We start from the raw sequence: 18,980 nt of genomic DNA on the forward strand, positions 1-18,980 counted from the left end.
TTAATAAACCCCTTTCCCGCAATGGGGAAGGGGTTATGAATAAATCACTACCTTATTCCGCCCCCCTTTTTTACCCCTATACAAAGCCTTGTCCGCCTCTTGCATCCATTGCATATAATTCTCCGGCTCACCCGTTAATTGCGCTATACCCATGCTGATGGTGTATTGGACATCACCCGCGGTGGTGTTGACCGTGCTCTGTGCAATGGTTTCCCGTATACGCTCGCACAGAATGCGTGCGTTCTCTGCATCGGTTTCAGGCAGGATAATGCCGAACTCTTCCCCGCCGTAACGGCCTGCGGAATCGGATTGGCGAATGCTGTCGCGAGTAACTTGTGCGGTGTGGCGAATCACATCGTCGCCGGCGAGGTGGCCGTATGTATCGTTTACGGCTTTGAAGTGGTCGATGTCGAACATCACTAAGGTGGTGGTTTGGCCATATCGGCCGTAGCGTTCGAATTCTGCATCCACCAGGTTTTCCCAGGTGCCCCGGTTGAGCAGCCCCGTGAGCCGGTCGGTCATGCTCAGTTTGGCCAGCTGTTCGTTCGCGCGTTCCAAGGCGCGCCTGCTGCTGGCGAATTCGGTGACGTCGTAAATCAGCAGGCAGACCTTGTCGACCTTCCCTGCCGAGTTGGTGAGTGGGCTGATGGTCAGGTTTTGAAACATGAATTCTTCGGTGCCCGTTATAGGGCGGGAATTGCGAAACTTGAACAGGTAAGGGCGCTGCTCCCATGAGGTGAAGGCTCGGGTTTTCAGTGTGGTGACGGAATCCACCTTCCGCGTGAGCCAGGCTTTCGGGATATCGGGGAAGACGTTAAAAATCTGTTGGCCACGAATTTGTGTGGCGGTGATGCCGCTATGATTTTCCATAAAGCCATTCCACGCTTGCACGCGAAAATCGAGATCTAGCACCACCAGGCCGACCTCCACGGTTTCGATCATGTCAGCCAACCAATGGAAGGCGTCTGCGTTTTGCGATTCAAAAGCCATGGTCAGTCCACCAGATATTCGAGACGTTTTTCCAGAAAGGGTACAGAGTCTTCGGTAAACAGCACCAGCATGTCACAGCGAATATCCCGGTTTTCGATGGTGTAGCAAATTTCCAGGCACAGTAACTGCTCTTCCCGGCTGCTGTGATGTTCCAATAATTCGTTGATAGGGCGGTGTTGGCCCAGCACGGTCGGGTGGCCAAGCCCCAATTTGATGTCGAGCTGATCGCTCACGCCGTTCAGGAAGGCGCCAAACAGTATGCTGGACATGTCCATTAACACTTCAACATTGATGGCATCGCCTTCTACGCCTTCGTAATGCAGCAGCTCCGCCATTTCTTTAAAACAGGCATCGTCGAATAGAAGCAGTGCCTCACCGGCTAAGCCCGCACCTGTAAAGCCTTGGCATACGGCTGAGAAAGTGTTGCCAGCGTCTGCCGACGAGATCGCCATGTGCAGTTCTGAGCTGGCAATAAAGGCAACTTTCGGGATGGGCTGTTTGACGAACACACGCAGCAGCCGGGCAAGAAGGTCAGACGACCGGCCCATGGCGACGTTGGCGGTTTCTTGAAGGTATTCTGCCAAACTGATCGAAATCTCCGGCGTGCGGCTCGGCTCTAGAAATGAGCTATTTTGCGTAGCGAGAGCGGAGAGCTCTTCGGGCCGGAAAAAACCGTATTCCTGCAGTAAATCTTCGACCAGTTCGGTGCTCGTAGGCTTTTTGATGAAGTCGATGGCGCCGAGTTTGCGCACTCGTTCTCGCGCTTCGGGCTGTATGTCACCGGATACCACGATGGTAAGCACGGGAAGGTCTTCTTTGCGGATATGTTCCAGTACCTGGTAGCCGTCTAGGCCCGGCATGTTTAGGTCCAGAAACAGCAGCTCCGCTTCGCCTTTACGCAGAATGGTAAGGGCTTCTTCGCCGTCTTGGGCGAATAACACTTGGTCAGCTAAGCCAGCGGGCAGTGCGCGGGCCATTTGTTTTCGGGCCAGTGCGGAGTCGTCGCATATTAGGATTTTGGTGCTCATGGTGGGTAGTTTGGTGCCCGAATCGTGAAGTGGCAACAGTAACTTAATTAAATGTGTAGATATACACTACGTTTGGAGGGAGAGGGCTGGATTGTGAGGTGTCTCACTCTATTCTCCTCCGGCTCTCGGCTATAGTGGGTTCATTGGGCGTCGAAACTGGCTCACAAAAAATAATTCAGAGACACAATCTATGACTAAGTATGCGTACGGATACGCTGCCCTTACTCTATTTTGCTTGGGTATGTCGCCCGTTTCCCAAGCGGAATTGGCACCCATTTCTGATCATGCAATGGGTGAGGTGACCGGGCAGGCGTTTATGCAAATTGAAAATATCCCCGGCCAGAACCACAACTTTACCCGGATGACGTTGGGTATGGATGTAGTAACCCGTGCGAACGTGGATGAAGTAAAAGTCGGCGAAATCAATGCTGGCACAGACTTCGCGGCCACTCACCTTGCTCTTGGGCACATCGCGCGTGTGGATGGGGAGGTCTATAACGGCGTTACCTACAATGCAGGAGACGACGTTCCCTTTGAAGCTCACCGCCCTTATATCGAACTGGCTGAAGATGCTGCCGGTTTGGCTGGCTTTCGCATGGGCTTTCATGAAGCCCGTGGCTCGGTTTCCTCCAACACCACCAGTTTTAGCGGCAACATCGGAATGAAGATTGAATCCGGTGGCCAGGTGTATGACGCTCAGTTGTTTGACGGTGCCGGAGGTGCGGCAACCGATTACCGCGCCACGCATATTGGCTTGAAGCCTAATGATCCGAATGCCGTGGCCAGTTGTGATGTGGCGACCAATTGTGCGCCGCTAACTCAGCTCCGCTCGATCGATATCGGCGAAGATTCCGGGCAGGTCGGTGTGGCTGGTTTTACAGATGGCTTCTTTATCGGCTTTCAGCGGGATGACAGTGTGGCCTGGCAATCGCTGGATGGCATGAGTTCAATCAGTGTTGGCAAAGGTGTGTACCTTAACCTGCCTACGAACATGACGGTTGATGTTCAACAACTGATCGGCCCCGGCATCGACCGCCGCCGCACCCATCAGGTGGATATGGGGACTAAGTTGTTTTGATTTTGTTAGACTCCTGCTATTAATTCACAAGGTGGGAGTCTTCCTTTGATCCGCTCTTTTTACTGGCACGATTACGAAACCTTTGGTGTAGACCCGCTGCACGACCGGCCCTCACAGTTTGCCGGGGTTCGCACCGATGCGGACTTGAACGTGATCGAAGATCCGTTGGTGATTTATTGTAAACCAACGGATGACTACCTGCCTTCTCCTGAAGCCTGTTTGATTACCGGCATCACACCGCAGAAAGCCCTCGAAGACGGTTTCCCCGAAGCGGAATTTATTGCGCAGATCAACGAAGCCTTCAGCCAACCCGGCACCTGCGTGGTGGGTTATAACAGCCTGCGCTTTGATGACGAAGTCACTCGTAATACTTTGTACCGCAACCTGCGGGACCCCTACGCTCGTGAGTGGCAGAACGGCAATTCCCGTTGGGACATTATCGACATGGTGCGGCTGACTTACGCGCTGCGCCCGGAAGGAATCAACTGGCCCCGCAAAGAAGACGGCAGCCCCAGCTTTCGTTTGGAAGAGCTGACGGTGGCCAACGGCATTGCCCACGAGGCGGCCCACGATGCGATGTCGGATGTTTGGGCGACCATCGCCGTGGCCAAGCTGATAAAAGAGAAACAACCCAAGCTGTTTGATTTTGTTCTGAAGAACAAAGATAAACACGCAGCCCGCCAAATGCTGGATACCGTCACCATGAAGCCGGTGTTCCACATCTCCGCCAAATTCCCAGCCAGCCGCGGCTGTTGTGCCTTAGTCGCGCCATTGGCGGAACACCCCACCAATAAGAATCAGGTCATCGTCTACGACCTGCGAGAAGACCCAACCGAACTCATCAACGCCACGCCGGAGCAGATTCAGGAGCGAGTGTTTACTTCACAGGCTGAATTGGGTGAGGGTGTGAAGCGTTTCCCCCTGAAAGGCATTCAGGTGAACAAATGCCCCGTGCTGGCCCCGGCGAACATGCTTTCTACTCTTTCCAAAGAACGCTTGGCGGAGTTGGAGCTGGATGGTGACGTGCTGCGCGCTAATCTCGCAAAACTGCGAAACGCCCCGGACTTGCCAGCCCGCATTGCCCAAGCCTTCGACCGCGGCTTTGAAAGCAGTGATCTAACCGACCCAGACGAGCAGATCTACGCCGGAGGCTTCATCAGTAACGCCGACCGAGAGCGACTCAAAGACCTAATCGCCCAGCCTGCAGAGACGCTAGGCGAGCAAGAGGTTCGGTTTGATGACGAGCGTTTAAGCGAGATGCTCTTCCGCTACCGTGCCCGCAATTACCCGAACACCCTAAGCGGTGAAGAAATGGAACGCTGGGAAGCCTTTAGAACGGAACGCCTGATGAACCCGAAAAAAGGCTGGCGTTCACTGGAAGCCTACGGGCTGGAATTGCAGCGGCTGGCGAGTGACCCGGAGCTGACGCCCAGGAACCGGCAGATATTGGAAGATCTGCATTTGTATGGGGAGTCTTTGATTCCTTATATGTAGCGTAAAGGGCTCGTTCAGCCGGTCACCTTTGACTATTTTCATCATGACAATGCATTTGATGAGTCGGGAATTAAATGCTGATCTCTCATAAGTTAGGCGCTGTTTAGGTGTTTGCATGCAAGTCAGTGCCGAGTGACGGAATCTCTAACGAGGAATACTTGATGTCTGTTAACGATGAAGATATTGCCGCGCCGTTCTTAAGACGTAAGCAAAAGAATCTACTGTACTTTCAGAGATACCGTCCTGAGATTTTCGGGTTTTTTGCTAACTACGAACCGCGTCATTGCGAGCTAAGCATCACGCCAGGTAGAGATGACGTTGATCTTGTTGATCGCGGGCGGTCTGTTTATCGGCATCTTGCGCGAGAATATTCTCATGCAGAAGTGCAGGAATTTATAAATAACAATTCGCCCGAAAAACCTATGCATACTGTTCCGCCTTTGTACCTAGAGGTGAATGAGAGCGCACGGTTTGCTTCTAAATATGTGCGGGAGAGCCTGGTAAAGAGTCGACTGACTCCGTCTACATTCCAAGGCTATTATCGAGGCACGGTATTGCCATCGGTCGTATTTCTGGGGTGTGGTCTTGGGTATCACATAGACAGCCTGACGGCCCAAATGGAAGTGATTGATGCCGTTGTTTTTGAGCCTGACCCTGACCGTTTTTATTTGACGTTATTCACGGTCGATTGGGAAGAGATTTGTGCTCGTTTCCGAGAAAAAGGGCGGTCTATCTCTTTTTGTATAGCGACTAAGCACGATGAAGAAAATATTAGACGTGTGCTTGGTGCCAAACTTGCAGAAATCGTACCGCTTTACCCTTATTTGACTTGCTACTACAACCACTTAGCCAATGTCGATTTGTATCGAATCGCCAAGGATTTGGAGAAGGATCTGCCGGTTGTGGGTGCAAACTGGGGTAACTACGATTTTGAGCTGAGAGGCTTTCGGAATGTGTTTCATAACTTGAGAATGGGAGGAGGACAGGTTAAGCCCTATCAATTAGATGAATCGCAGGTGCCAGTCGCGGTAGTTGGTAGTGGGCCGTCGCTTGATGCGCGTATCGACGGGCTGAAAGCGAATAGGGGAAAAATGATCGTCATTAGCGCAGGCACTGGGCTTCGGGCGCTTCTTAGTCATGGCATCCGGCCGGACTTCCATGTCGAGCTGGATGCCGACTATATGATCTATGAAATGCTTAAAGATATTGAGGAGCAATATGGCCTGAAAGGCATCACCCTGCTATGCACGATCAGTGTGAATCCACTTGTTCCGTCCTTGTTTGAGCGCTATCAGTTTTATCTCTCCAATGAGTACTACATTCCAGCGTTTTTGGGGCTGAATGCCGACGCCATTCCTGGCTGCTCTCCAACTTGCACCAATGCGGCGCTTGCGCTGGCGTTTGCCTTTGGATTTCGGAATTTATTCCTGTTCGGAACTGATTATGGGTATCAGGACAAGTCACAGCATCACTCGCGATTCTCTGTGTATGGACAGGAGTCCCGAACCGACTTTGCTTCTCGATTCCAGAAAGAAACGGCGAGAGGCACGGAAGCTCGGCCAAAATTTGAAACTCAAGGTGTTAACGGAACCACGATAATAACCCAAGGCGATTACTTTACGGCTAAGCGAGCCGTGGAAAATTTTTTGCTCGACCGTAAGAACCAAAGGCTTAACTTTTCGGTGAGGAATTGTTCGGATGGAGCTCTAATCGAGGGGGCAGAGTGGCTGTCAGCCGAGGAACTGAATAAGCGACTCGAGCCTGAGGCGGTAGATCTAACCCGAGAACTGGATGCGCTAGAAGCTTGCTTCGAAGGTATGCCGGCGTTTGATACACAACAGTTGTTCGGGGCTGTTTCTAAAGAGATTGCGGAGAGGGCTCGAGAATTTTTGTTAGTGCTTAAGAACAGTCGGCTTCGGGGGCGTAAGGATCTCATTGTTGTGTGTAACGAGGTTCGGGATCACCTCAATAGAGTCGGGCCTGGTAGTGATCGGCAATCTCCCGTTGTTATCCAGTTAATGGGCTGGCAAATTCTGAAGGGAACAGTGCAGCGCTTTCTGCAGACCGGGCTTTGTCATGGGCTTGCGCACCAAGATAAGGACTTGCAACCCTTTTTAGATCATTGGGTCGCGATGTTTAAATCCTTTCTTGAAAAACTGCCCGTGCATTTTTCGTCAGTTATTCTTTCGAATCAACCTCCTGAGGACGATCCTTGGGTGACAACTCGGCTTATGAATGCCGAACCTAGTCTGCCAGAGTCTGCACAATAACATTTTGTTACACGAATAATTAAAAGAATTCTAAAGCGATCGGAACAGCTGCCGTTAAGAAGGGTATCAGGGCAGCTTTCCCTAAATATCAACTGGGAGCTGGCCATTCTAAAGTGTCTCTACACAATATCGAAGGGGAAGCATTATGGCTCTCGGAATCAACACCAACATTGCCTCATTGAACGCTCAGAATCAGCTTTCTAAGTCGCAGGGTATGGCGAATCAGGCAATGGAGCGGTTGTCTTCAGGTTTGCGCATTAACTCGGCTAAAGACGACGCTGCTGGTTTGGCCATTTCTACACGTTTTGATACTCAGATTCGTGGCCTGACAGTTGCGCAAAGAAATGCTAACGACGGTATTTCAATGGTGCAGACTGCAGAGGGCGGTCTCGACGAAACGGTTGCTAACCTCCAGCGTATCCGTGAACTGGCTGTTCAGGCTGCTAACGGCTCAAACACCGATGACGATCGTGCTTTACTGCAGGCTGAGGTTAATCAGCGCGTAGAGGAGATCGGTCGTATATCCACTGATACCCAGTTTAATGGTTTGAATGTTCTGGATGGTAGTTTGGGGTCGGCAGTTTCGTTCCAGGTTGGTGCAAACGCCGGGCAAACCATTGATATTGCTTTCGATTCAACCATGAACGCTACTGGCCTAGGTATCAGTGGAATTTCGATTTCTTCTGCAGGTGGTGCGAGCGCTGCGTTGGCTACCATTGACGGTGCGCTCTCGGAAGTGAATGCATTCCGAGCTGATCTGGGTGCTGTACAAAACCGGTTTGAGAGCACAATCAACAACCTTTCGACAAACCTTGAGAATCTGAGCGCTTCAAACAGTCGAATTTTGGACGCCGACTTTGCCGCCGAATCCGCCAAAATGGCCAAGGCCAACGTGTTGCAGCAGGCTGGCATCTCTGTATTGGCACAGGCTAACGCCCGTCCAAACCAGGTTCTGTCCCTGCTTCAGTAATTGGGGCCGGTTGATAGATAATAAAGCCAGCCTTTCATAAGAAAGGCTGGCTTTTGTGTTAGCGGGGTGGTCTATGAATGACATGAAGTTGTACGGCCCAAGCATCAAGTTTGTGGAGGCTGGCGATCAGGTTCCCGGTACACAACAGGCACGGCCTGTCAATCGCGACTCCATAGCGGACCCTTCAGCTTTGGAGCGCATTCAGCCGGCTCGTTCTGTGGTTCAAGCGGAAGAGTTGGGAGACGCAGTTACGCGGCTCAATGATTACGTTCAAAATGTTCAACGAGACTTGCAGTTTGAAGTCGATATGGAGCGTGGCGAGACGATCGTTCGAGTTGTCGACAATGAGACCCAAGAAGTGATTCGTCAAATTCCGGATGAGGTTGCGTTAAGGTTGGCAAAAAACTTGCAGCATGACGAGCCGCTGACGTTGTTTGATATCAAGGTTTGAGGCTAGTCATTTTAGCTCGGAGCGCTTCGGCTTTGGGGCTGAGAGCAAGCTGCTAACACCGTCGCACTCGCAAGGGCCGGCGGTGTTTTTCGTTTCGGTCCATAATGTATGTATAAAAAGTGTAAAAAAGCGGCAAAGTTTTTCCGCTTGCTGCCGATAACTCTTATATACCGGTAGACATACTTGCAGTTTAGCCCCTATGGAGGCGCACCATGGCATCGATTTCTTCACTCGGAGTAGGTTCAGGCATTTTTAGTGCTGATCTGGTCGACAAGCTTGTCGCGGCTGAGCGTGTCCCTACGGAAGAGCGCCTGAATAGTAAAGAAAAGGCGATACAGGCGAAAATTTCGGCGTTCGGCGCATTGAAGAATGCGCTCGAAGAAATGAAGTCGCCTTTGGATGGGTTGAAGTCAGGTACGGCGTTTGACGCTTACACTTCGAGTATCTCAAACGAGGCGGTTGCCGGTGCCACCCTTGATGAGGGTAGTGTCTCACGCGGATCCTATACACTGAATGTCACTCAGTTGGCGCAGCGCCAGTCATTGGCCTCTGCGAGCCAAGCAGATAAAGATACAACAACCTTTGGCAACGGTACGCTTACCTTCGAGGTGGGTGGTGTGACGACTGAAGTAACCATCGATGACAGCAATAACACCCTTCAGGGCATCGCGAATGCCATCAATGATGCCGGTGCGGGTGTGTCAGCTGGAGTGGTTGATACTGGTTCTGGCTATCGGTTAGTGATGACTTCAGATGAGAGCGGTACGGCGAATGCAATTAGCGTAACGGCTTCTGGTGATGCGGGGCTGTCGCAGTTTGCGTACGGCGGCGGTACGGGTATGAGTGAAACCGTTGCTGCTCTGAATGCGGAACTGGAAGTGAACGGCATTGCGATCACGCGCTCTTCGAATACGGTTGAGGGTGTCGTAGAGGGTGTGACGTTTGATTTGAAGTCGATGGGCACGTCTACGGTTGCCATCAACTCAGACCCGGATGCGGTGACAGAGCGGGTCCAGGAATTTGTTGACAAGTACAATGCTCTGCAAGGCGTGATCAAAAACGCGTCTGGGTACAATGCGGCCACTGATCGTGGGGGAGTGCTCACAGGTGACTCCACCATTCGTAGCCTTCAAAATGAATTGCGGGGCTTGCTAACTAGCATTCCGGGAGACCTCCAGAATTCACCGGTCCGGATGCTGGCCGATCTCGGTATTTCAACCAACCCGGATACCGGAAAGCTGGACTTCGATGCGAGCGAATTCAAAACGCAGCTTGCTGACCACCCGGAAGGCGTGAAGGCGCTTTTTTCGGGTGATTCCGGCATAGCATCTAGCGCGCTCAATGCGGTAGATGAGTATGTGAAGTCTAGCGGTCGGCTCGATAACCGAACTGAGGGGTTAAATCGAAGGCTCGACGATATTCAAGATCAGCGCATTCGTTTGGATGATAAAATCGAGTCTTTGAGAGCCCGTTTGGTAAAGCAGTTTTCCGCTGCTGACTCGTTAATCGCGCAGCTTCAGAGTACCGGCAATTATGTTGCTCAACAGCTTGCCGCGCTGGCTCAACAGAACAACCAGAACAATTGATCGGCTGAACCCGGTTAGAGATAAAGAGGTTAGTTATGAACGGTTTGCAAGCGTACCAACGTGTTAACACCCAAACCAGCATCACCGATGCGGACCCCCACAAGCTGATCCAGCTGCTGTACAACGGGGCCATCGAACGCATCAACATGGCCAAAGCCCGCATGCAGGCCAAAGATTACGAGGGTAAAGGCAAACTGATCGGTAAGGCCATCGAAATCATTGGTGGGCTAAAAAGCTTTCTGGACTTTGAAAAGGGCGGCGAGCTAGCAACCCGTCTCGAAGCGTTGTACGACTACATGGAGCGAACGCTTCTTGAAGCCAGCGCCAAGAACGACATGGCCAAGCTGGACGAGGTGATTAGCCTTCTCCGCTCCATCAAAGAAGGCTGGGACGGCATCCGCGAAGAAGCCTTGGCCGAATCAGCCCAGATTGGTTGAGCTTTTAGATCCGCTTCACCCTCTCCTGTAGCGAGAGGGTGGGTACACCTCCCAATAGCCAACTCCCCCGCCATCCCGTACAATATGCCCCTTCTTTTTGTTACATCCATTCTGTTCAGTCTGGAGCACAGACATGTCTGATATTAAAAAGGTGGTTCTGGCCTATTCCGGCGGCCTGGATACTTCCGTTATTGTTCGGTGGTTGCAGGATACTTACAACTGTGAGGTGGTTACCTTTACCGCCGACATCGGCCAAGGCGAGGAAGTAGAGCCGGCGCGTGCGAAGGCAGAAGCCTTGGGCGTTAAGGAAATTTACATCGAGGACCTGCGCGAAGAGTTTGTGCGCGATTACGTGTTCCCGATGTTCCGCGCGAACACCATCTATGAAGGCGAGTATCTGCTGGGTACCTCCATTGCCCGCCCGCTGATCTCCCGTCGTTTGATCGAGATTGCCAATGAAACCGGCGCCGATGCCATTTCTCACGGCGCGACCGGTAAGGGTAACGACCAGGTACGTTTTGAGCTGGGTGCCTACGCACTGAAGCCGGGTGTGAAGGTGATTGCACCGTGGCGTGAGTGGGATCTGAACTCCCGCGAGAAGCTGCTGAAGTATTGTGAAGAGCGCAACATTCCGGTTGAGATGAAGAAGGGCAAGAGCCCGTACTCCATGGATGCCAACCTGCTGCACATCTCGTACGAAGGCATGAATCTGGAAGATCCTTGGGCGGAAGCCGAGGAAGACATGTGGCGTTGGAGTGTGTCTCCGGAAGACGCTCCGAACGAGCCGACTTACGTTGAGCTGACTTACCGTAAGGGTGACATTGTTGCCATCGATGGTCAGGAGCTGAAGGCTCACGAAGTTCTCGAAAACCTGAACAAGCTGGCGGGTGCCAACGGCATTGGTCGTTTGGACATCGTCGAGAACCGCTACGTGGGAATGAAGTCCCGTGGCTGCTACGAAACACCGGGCGGCACCATTATGCTGCGTGCGCATCGTGCGATTGAGTCCATCACTCTGGACCGCGAAGTGGCGCATCTGAAAGACAGCCTGATGCCGCGTTACGCCGAAGTGATCTACAACGGTTACTGGTGGTCGCCTGAGCGTGAAGCCCTGCAGGCGCTGATCGACCAGACTCAGGAATACGTAAACGGTACCGTTCGCCTGAAGCTGTACAAGGGCAACGTAGACGTTGTTGGCCGTAAGTCTGACGACTCTCTGTTCGATGAAACCATCGCGACCTTCGAAGAAGATCACGGTGCTTACGATCAGAAAGACGCGGAAGGCTTCATCAAGCTGAACGCACTGCGGTTGCGCATTGCAGCCGGTAAAGGCCGCAAGCTCTGAGAGCAGCCTTACTGAATCAAAAACGCCCGGCACAATGCCGGGCGTTTTTGGTTATACTCTGCTGAAAACTCTAACAACCAAAGCATGCGCCATGACCCCGTTGGGAACCGCTTCTGTAGCCGCACTTCGTCAATACGTTCGTTTCGCTGATGCCAACTCGATTGCCGTGGCCGATTTGCTGCGCCAGTCCGGGCTGTCTGAGGACATTCTGGACAGCGACGAGGGCCGCATCGACGGCGAGCAGTTTCAAACCTTCCTGCACTTGCTGGCGGAGCGTTCGAACAATCCCATTCTAGGCCTGGAAACCGGCGATTTCGTACAGCCGGGCTCTTATAGTGTGCTAGGTTACATCACCATGAGCTGCGCCACCTTGGGCGAGGCCGTTACCCGCATCGCACCCTATGAAAAGCTGGTGGGCGATATGGGGACCACTCGCATGCAGATGGCGGGTGATACCGTGACGTTGGTGTGGCGCTGCAATTACACCGACCCCATGGTTCAGCCGCATGTGGTGGATAACGTGTTTGCCTCTTGGGTGAATTACGCCCGGTGGCTGGCCGATACGAACGAGGCTTCGCCACTACGGGTGACCTTGCAGCGGCAAGCGCCCGGGCCAGAGCTCGAAAGCGAATACCAGAAACGCTGGGGCTGCCCGATTGAGTTCGGAGCAGAGGAAAATACCCTGTCGCTGAGCAAAGAGCTGTTGTCTGAACGGTTACGGCAGCCAGACCCCTTGCTTAGGAAGACGCTGGAAGCGCACGCGCTGTCGCAATTGGCTGAACTGGAAACCGATACGGACCTGACCACCAAGGTGAAGCAGGGGATTCAGCGGCAACTGGCGCGAGGCATCACCCGGCAGGATATGATTGCCGAAGATCTGGGAATGACCAGCCGGACCTTGCAGCGTAAGTTAAGCCAAGAGGGTGCTTCTTATCAGAAGTTGTTGGATGAGGTACGCCAGCAGATGGCGGAAGATTATCTTCGCGATACGCAGATGAGCATACCGGACATTGCTTTGCGGCTTGGGTATAACGAAACTACGTCGTTTCACCGGAAGTTCAAGGCAGCGACAGGGCAGACGCCGGGTGAATATCGAAAAGGTGTGGCTCAATAAAAAGAAAGCCAGCTCATCGGAGCTGGCTAAATAGTATTCGGAAAGAACGAAAGTGCCTGAAAAATTCGTTTATCCTGAGGGAGAGCACCCATACGGCGGCGGAGGTACTACACGGCTCCTCCGCCATGGGTGGGTACTGCTTGATCCCACAAATTTAGAATAGGGTTTTTCGAACGGTCAGTCTGTTTGTGAACTGTGTCGCAGTGTTACTGAATGTATTGGCTACACACCTTCCCGTAATTCCGGTTTGGTTTCGGTAAAGCGCCGAGTCTCGTAAGCGTCTACCAATCCTTGCACGGCCGCTCGTTCGACATCTTGTACCGTTGGTGTGCCGTCTTCTGCGCTGGCGCGGCAGAGCACCATGCCGGCTTCCACAGAAATATAGCCCGCTGAGGTTTTCAGTGCCTTGTGGTTGATGCCATCAAAGATACGGCGAAAGGCGGTGGTGGTGCAGTGGTCGCTGTTCGGGAAGTAAGACACGGTCGCAAACTGGTTATCGCCGACTCGGCACAGGGCATCGATCGGGCGAATCAAAGTGTTCAGGCGGCGGGCAATGCCCACGCACAGTTCGCTCATTATGCTGGGCGGGTGCTTGCGTTTCAGTTCCTGCCAGTTGCGGATGCCGCACATCACATAAGCGGTGGCACCACCTCGGGATTCGGCATGGCGCAGGGTTTTCTGCAAACGCTCGCGGGCGTATTTGGCGTTACACAGGCCGGTTTCCAGATCAATGATGTTGCTGTTTTCCAGTTCCCGGTTGTTCTCGACCAGCAGGGCGTTGGCGCGCAACAGGGTGTTCTGGCGATCGGCCATGCGGTCGGCGGCAAAGATCCGGGGAATCAGCTGTTTGGTCATGTCTGACTTGTAAATGAAGTCGTCCACGCCTCTGTCAAAGGCTTCCGACAAGGCTTCTACACTTTCTTTGGCGGTCAGCAGAATGATGTAGGTGTAGTGGTTGTCGTGTTCATCTTGCTGGCGAACGCGGTCGGCCAGTTCCAAGCCGTCCATTTCAGGCATTAGCCAGTCGGCAATGAGCACGCTCACGGCGCGTTCTTCCATAAGCTTCAGAGCGGCTGGCGCGTTGTTGGCTACGCGTATGTCGCGGTAACCGGCATTTCGCAAGGTGCGGCCGACCACCATACTGCTGAATTTGGCGTCATCTACTACGAGAATGGGTAGGTCGAGATTGGGCATTGTGTATCTACTTGTTACCAGGCCATTGTCAGATGCGATTAGTCGCCGCTCTTGGTATGCTTTGGCGGTTTCTATCATCCAGAATTTAAAATGTCGCCCTAGTATACCCTCGGCGGCCTTTGGAGAATAACGACTATGCCATCTTTTGATATTGTTTCAGAAATTGAAATGCACGAAGTGACCAACGCGGTAGACCAGGCCAAGCGTGATTTGGGTAACCGTTGGGACTTCAAAAACGTAGAAGCCGGGATTGAGCTGGAAGACAAGCGCCTGACGTTGAGCGCCGAGCAGGAGTTCCAGCTGGAGCAGTTGGTGGAAATGATGCGGATGGCGTTCGCCAAGCGCAACATTGATAGCCGTGCGCTGGCGGAAGACGGCGAGAGCAAAGCCGGCAAGCTGGTGAAACAGCACTTTGCGCTGAAGCAAGGCATTGAAACGGATATGGCCAAGAAGATCGTGAAGATGATCAAGGACAAGAAAATGAAGGTGCAGGCCAGCATCCAGGGCGACAAAGTGCGGGTGACCGGCAAGAAGCGTGACGACTTGCAGGAAGCTATCGCCATGCTGCGCGAGGCAGAGCTGGATATTCCGCTGCAGTTTAATAACTTCCGCGATTGATGATTGCGGGGGCCGGGTGATTGTCACTCGGCCTTCGTTCTACCACCCAGGAGATTAACCTATCCAACTCGGCTCCTTTCTGACCCTGCTGCAGCAAAGCATCTACACCTATACCCGTTGGCAGGCGATTGTCATGCTGTTCCTCGGCTTCTCGGCCGGACTGCCTTTTCTGCTGGTGTTTTCAACGCTGAATGCGCGGCTGGCGGATGTGGGCGTTGAGACGGCGACCATCGGGTTTTTCAGCTGGCTGGGTATTACCTATTCCATCAAGGTGATTTGGGCGCCGGTGGTGGACCGGCTGAAGTTGCCGTTGCTGGATAGGCTGCTGGGGAAACGCCGGAGTTGGATTCTATTAGCGCAGGCCGGCATTGCGCTGGGCTTGTTCCTGATGGCCACCGTAGACCCGGTGAAAGCGCCGGAACTGATGGCGCTGTGTGGCTTGCTGGTGGCGTTTTCGTCGGCAACACAGGATGTGGCCATTGATGCCTACCGTATCGAGATTGCGGAAGAGCGGTTGCAGGCGGCCTTAGCGGGAACTTACATTTTTGGTTATCGGCTGGCGCTGTTGGTCGCCGGTGCCGGGGCGCTCTACCTGGCCGCGTTTTGGTCGTGGGAAGTGTCGTATTTGGTGATGGCTGCGCTGGTGGGCGTGGGTGCGTTAACCGTGTTGTTGGCCCGTGAGCCCGAGGTGAATCACTACGCCGCCGCACAGGATATTGCCCACAAGATTGAAGAAGAGGCGAGCAAACGCACTCATTTGCCACCGCGAGTTGCCCGTTTCGTCGGCTGGTTCTATGCCGCCATTGCCGGCCCGTTTGTAGACTTCTTTCGCCGCTACAAGGAATTGGCGATTGCAATTTTGGTACTGGTGGCGGTTTACCGGATTTCCGACATCGCCATGGGTGTGATGGCTAATCCGTTTTACCTGAACTTTATGGGCTTCAGCAAAACCGAAGTGGCGGATGTGACCAAAGTGTTTGGCTTCCTGATGACCATTGTCGGCTCGCTGGTGGGCGGCGTGTTGGTAATGCGTTACGGCGTTCGACGGATATTGCTGGCCGGTGCCGTGCTGACGGCCGCGACCAACTTGCTATTTGTTTGGCTGGCCCAGAACCCACCTGATCTAGTGACTTTGGCGGTGGTCGTAAGTGCGGATAACCTCAGCGGCGGCATTGCCAACGTGGCGTTGATTGCTTGGCTGTCCAGTATGACCAGTGCTTCGTTCACGGCGACTCAATACGCACTCTTCAGCTCGCTAATGACCTTGCCGGGCAAGTTCCTCGGCGGCTTCTCTGGCATTGTGGTGGCGAACTTCGGCTACGCAGAATTCTTCGCCGTGGCCGCCGCCATGGGTATTCCGGCCATTCTTCTGGTGCTATACCTGTTCAAGCACGGCGCCCGCCTGGACGCCTTGGCTCCCGCCAAATAATCCGGGGTCAGACCCCACCCTCAGGATGAGCAGCTGATGTTCATGTGCTTGCCCCAATCCGGGGGCAGGGCGGCGTAGTGTTCGTGGTCGGGGTGTTCGTCGAACGGGTTTTCTAAGACCTTCAGTAATTCTTTCATTGGGCCGTAATCGCCGTTTTGGGCTTCCAGAATCACTTGCTGGGCCAGGTAGTTGCGCAGGATGTATTTCGGGTTCACCTGGCGCATGGCGTATTCCCGCTCATCGTGGGCGCGGGTTTCTTTTTGCAGGCGCGCTTCGTAACGCTCCAGCCATTCGTCTGCGATGCTGCGGTCGACGAACAGGTCCCGAACCGGTGCATGGCCATGGCGATTCAAATTGGAAAGGCCGCGGAAGAAGTGGGTGTAGTCTACTTTGTGTTCGTTCAGCATGCTGAAGGTTTCCATGATTACGCTGAGGTCGCCTTCGTCCTTTTCTTCCAAACCGAGTTTTCCGCACATGTTGTGTTTGAAGCGCTCGTTGTAGGCGCTTTCATAACGGCTTAGACACTGGCGAATGGTGTCTTCTTCCATGATCGGCAGCAGCGCACTGGCCAGATATTGGCAGTTGGTGAACCCTATTTGTGGCTGGCGGTTGTAGGCGTATCGGCCACCTTGGTCGGTGTGGTTGCAGATGTAGCCGGCGTCGAAATCGTCCAGGAAGGCGTACGGGCCGTAATCAAAGGTGTCGCCTATGATCGACATATTGTCGCTGTTCATCACGCCGTGGCAGAAGCCGACCGCTTGCCAGTCGGCAATGAGCCGGGCCGTGCGTTCCACCACTTCATCCAGCCAGCGAGCATGGCGTTGTTCTTCCGGTAGGTTGATCAGGTGCGGGAAGTGCAGGCTGATCACGTGTTCCAATAACGTTTTCACTGCTTCTGGGCCTTCGTGATGTGCGGCGAATTCGAAGTGGCCGAAGCGAATGTGGCTTTGAGCCACTCGCATGAGGCTGGCAGCGGTTTCAATGGATTCCCTTCGCACCGGATCTTTCGCGCTGACCATAAACAGCGCGCGGGTAGTGGGTATGCCTAGGCCGTGCATGGCTTCTGAGCACAGGTATTCCCGAATGGTGGAGCGCAATACCGCGCGGCCATCTCCAAAACGGGAGTAGGGCGTAGTGCCGGCGCCTTTGAGGTGCCAGTCCCAACGAGTGCCGTCTGGGGCTACGGTTTCCCAGAGCAGTAAGCCCCGACCATCCCCAAGTTCCGGGTTATAGACGCCGAACTGGTGGCCGGTGTATTTCATCGCGACCGGATCCATGCCTTCCAGCAATTCTGCGCCCGCGCCGATGTTGGTCCAGTCCTCTTCATTCCGGGCGTGGAAACCCATCTGCTCGGCAAGGGCGTGGTTAAAACACACCATCTGTGCCCCGGAGAGCGGCTTGGGCATCACCCGGGTATAGAAGCTGTCCGGCAACTCCAGATAGCGGTGTTCCACGTTGAAAGCATTCGTGCTCATAACTCGGCTCTTGATTCAATGATGGGGTCAGACCCCCGTGCATATGGTAGCGTGAAATGTATCGGGGGGCTGACCCCACAGATTGCAGAGCGGGGTGGTTAAATGCAACTGGCGTTAAAAGTTTGGAGTTTGAGATGTGGTGCATATACCGGCGTTTGTATTCGAAAATAGGGCCGTTATAATCGGCGCAGACTCAGGAGGAGTCGGTTTTCACTTTTAAACTTCAGGGATCGAAGTCATGCCCCAGGCAAGCGGATTGCAATTTACCGCCCGAGTTGGCGAATTCCCCTCAGACCACTTCGTGGTTGCCAGCTTTGTACTCACCGAAGGTTTATCCACGCTTTCCCATGGCCGCTTGAAACTGGCCAGCACCGACCCGGACGTGCAAGCTGCAGATGTTCTGGAACAGCCGGTTGATTTGGTGGTGTGGCAAGACGGCCAGCCCTTGCGCCGCTTTACTGGCGTGGTGAACGAATTTGTTCGGGGCAACACCGGCCACCGCCGCACCCATTACGAAGTGGTGATCCAACCCCCGGTGTGGCGTTTGGGGATGATGCACAATAGCCGGATTTTCCAGGCCCAGACCACCGATGCCATTGTGCGCACGCTGCTGGAGGAGCGGGGTATTGTGGATACGGTGTTTGATTTAAAGCGTTCCCCCGAAGAGCGGGAATACTGCGTCCAGCACCGCGAAAGCGATCTGAAATTCATGGAACGACTGGCTGCGGAAGAAGGCTGGCACTACCGCTACCAACATGGCAGCGTGGACGGTGAAGAGCAGCCCGCGTTAGTCATCGCCGACCATCACGGTGATGCGCCCAAATTAGACCCGGTAGAATGCAACACCAAAGCCGGCGGCAGCACCCAGCACGCCTGCGTGTTCAGCTTCGCCTACGAAGAACGGGTGCGGGCTTCATCGGTGGCGATGAAAGATTACACCTTCAAGAACCCTGCCTATGCCTTGATGCATGAGCAGAGTGCCGGCGGTGTAAACCACCGCGACGACTACCAACATTACGACTACCCCGGTCGCTACAAAGCCGACGCCAGCGGCCAGCCGTTTGCCCTCGCCCGATTAGACGCACTCAGAAACGACGCTTCCGTCGCCAAAGGTAAAAGCAACCGCCCGGACTTTGCCGCCGGTGCCAAAGTGGAACTGCAAGAACACGACAGCCAAAGCCTAAACCTAAACCGGGAATGGTTGCTTACCGCCATCACCCACACCGGCAAACAACCGCAAGCACTGGAAGAAGAGGGCGGTAGTGAACCGACCAGCTATACCAACGAATTCACCGCCATTCCCGCCGATAAGACCTGGCGCCCCCTCTGTGAACACAAGCCCATGATGGACGGGCCACAGATAGCCATAGTCACCGGCCCGGAAGGCGAGGAGATTCACTGCGACCAATATGGTCGGGTAAAAGCGCGATTCCCGTGGGACCGCTATTCAAAGAATGACGAACACAGCAGCGCGTGGCTACGCGTGTCCCAAGGCTGGGCT

Annotated in this window: 16 protein-coding genes; 12 read left to right on the forward strand and 4 right to left on the reverse strand. The window is 53.8% G+C overall.

Features of this window, described 5'->3' with window-relative positions; all coding sequences use genetic code 11:
- Positions 1 to 33 precede the first annotated feature (33 nt).
- The gene (locus ACNQ6O_RS05010) at positions 34 to 990 is read right to left on the reverse strand and encodes a diguanylate cyclase (protein ID WP_418052135.1); all 957 of its coding nucleotides are present in this window, start codon (positions 988 to 990) and stop codon (positions 34 to 36) included.
- Between the two features lie 2 nt (positions 991 to 992).
- A complete protein-coding gene (locus ACNQ6O_RS05015) occupies positions 993 to 2,018 on the reverse strand; it encodes a response regulator (protein ID WP_418052136.1) in 1,026 nt (341 codons plus the stop codon).
- A 190-nt stretch (positions 2,019 to 2,208) separates the two neighbouring features.
- Here ACNQ6O_RS05015 and ACNQ6O_RS05020 point away from each other — a divergent pair, with 190 nt between their 5' ends.
- From ACNQ6O_RS05020 to ACNQ6O_RS05060, 9 genes are all read left to right on the forward strand, one after another.
- Positions 2,209 to 3,096 (forward strand): hypothetical protein, encoded by an 888-nt coding sequence (locus ACNQ6O_RS05020; protein WP_418052137.1) that lies wholly within the window; start codon positions 2,209 to 2,211, stop codon positions 3,094 to 3,096.
- Between the two features lie 45 nt (positions 3,097 to 3,141).
- A complete protein-coding gene (gene sbcB / locus ACNQ6O_RS05025) occupies positions 3,142 to 4,590 on the forward strand; it encodes an exodeoxyribonuclease I (RefSeq protein ID WP_418052138.1) in 1,449 nt (482 codons plus the stop codon).
- Between the two features lie 161 nt (positions 4,591 to 4,751).
- A complete protein-coding gene (locus ACNQ6O_RS05030; protein ID WP_418052139.1) occupies positions 4,752 to 6,860 on the forward strand; it encodes a motility associated factor glycosyltransferase family protein in 2,109 nt (702 codons plus the stop codon).
- Between the two features lie 145 nt (positions 6,861 to 7,005).
- Positions 7,006 to 7,830 carry a flagellin domain-containing protein gene (locus tag ACNQ6O_RS05035; RefSeq protein WP_418052140.1) on the forward strand — a complete coding sequence of 275 codons (825 nt, stop codon included), beginning with the start codon at positions 7,006 to 7,008 and terminating at the stop codon, positions 7,828 to 7,830.
- A gap of 73 nt (positions 7,831 to 7,903) precedes the next feature.
- Positions 7,904 to 8,281 (forward strand): flagellar protein FlaG, encoded by a 378-nt coding sequence (locus ACNQ6O_RS05040; protein WP_418052141.1) that lies wholly within the window; start codon positions 7,904 to 7,906, stop codon positions 8,279 to 8,281.
- A gap of 212 nt (positions 8,282 to 8,493) precedes the next feature.
- Positions 8,494 to 9,867 carry a flagellar filament capping protein FliD gene (fliD, locus tag ACNQ6O_RS05045; RefSeq protein ID WP_418052142.1) on the forward strand — a complete coding sequence of 458 codons (1,374 nt, stop codon included), beginning with the start codon at positions 8,494 to 8,496 and terminating at the stop codon, positions 9,865 to 9,867.
- Positions 9,868 to 9,902: 35 nt separating this feature from the next.
- Positions 9,903 to 10,304, forward strand: coding sequence for a flagellar export chaperone FliS (fliS, locus tag ACNQ6O_RS05050; protein ID WP_418052143.1), 402 nt, complete (start codon positions 9,903 to 9,905; stop codon positions 10,302 to 10,304).
- 133 nt (positions 10,305 to 10,437) lie between these two features.
- Positions 10,438 to 11,649: an argininosuccinate synthase gene (locus ACNQ6O_RS05055; RefSeq protein WP_418052144.1), complete on the forward strand. Its 1,212-nt coding sequence runs from the start codon at positions 10,438 to 10,440 to the stop codon at positions 11,647 to 11,649.
- A 91-nt stretch (positions 11,650 to 11,740) separates the two neighbouring features.
- Entirely contained in the window at positions 11,741 to 12,763 is a 1,023-nt protein-coding gene (locus tag ACNQ6O_RS05060) for an AraC family transcriptional regulator (protein ID WP_418052145.1), read from the forward strand.
- Between the two features lie 222 nt (positions 12,764 to 12,985).
- Here the strand turns inward: ACNQ6O_RS05060 and ACNQ6O_RS05065 are convergent, their stop codons facing one another.
- Positions 12,986 to 13,957, reverse strand: a complete 972-nt coding sequence (locus ACNQ6O_RS05065) for a response regulator (RefSeq protein ID WP_418052146.1) — start codon at positions 13,955 to 13,957, stop codon at positions 12,986 to 12,988.
- A gap of 135 nt (positions 13,958 to 14,092) precedes the next feature.
- On the opposite strand from ACNQ6O_RS05065, the gene ACNQ6O_RS05070 reads away from it, so the two are divergent.
- Complete coding sequence (locus ACNQ6O_RS05070; RefSeq protein ID WP_247064945.1) at positions 14,093 to 14,575, forward strand: YajQ family cyclic di-GMP-binding protein; 483 nt, start codon at positions 14,093 to 14,095, stop codon at positions 14,573 to 14,575.
- 100 nt (positions 14,576 to 14,675) lie between these two features.
- A complete protein-coding gene (locus ACNQ6O_RS05075) occupies positions 14,676 to 16,004 on the forward strand; it encodes an AmpG family muropeptide MFS transporter (RefSeq protein ID WP_418052273.1) in 1,329 nt (442 codons plus the stop codon).
- A gap of 20 nt (positions 16,005 to 16,024) precedes the next feature.
- Here ACNQ6O_RS05075 and ACNQ6O_RS05080 read toward each other — a convergent pair whose 3' ends face one another.
- Positions 16,025 to 17,479 carry a protein adenylyltransferase SelO gene (locus ACNQ6O_RS05080; RefSeq protein ID WP_418052147.1) on the reverse strand — a complete coding sequence of 485 codons (1,455 nt, stop codon included), beginning with the start codon at positions 17,477 to 17,479 and terminating at the stop codon, positions 16,025 to 16,027.
- Positions 17,480 to 17,717: 238 nt separating this feature from the next.
- Between ACNQ6O_RS05080 and tssI the strand changes: the two genes are divergently transcribed.
- Positions 17,718 to 18,980, forward strand: a 1,263-nt coding sequence (gene tssI, locus ACNQ6O_RS05085; protein ID WP_418052148.1) for a type VI secretion system tip protein TssI/VgrG, incomplete at its 3' end; no start/stop codon positions are given.

The sequence above is a fragment of the Marinobacter sp. SBS5 genome (genome assembly GCF_048285575.1).
GTDB lineage: Bacteria > Pseudomonadota > Gammaproteobacteria > Pseudomonadales > Oleiphilaceae > Marinobacter.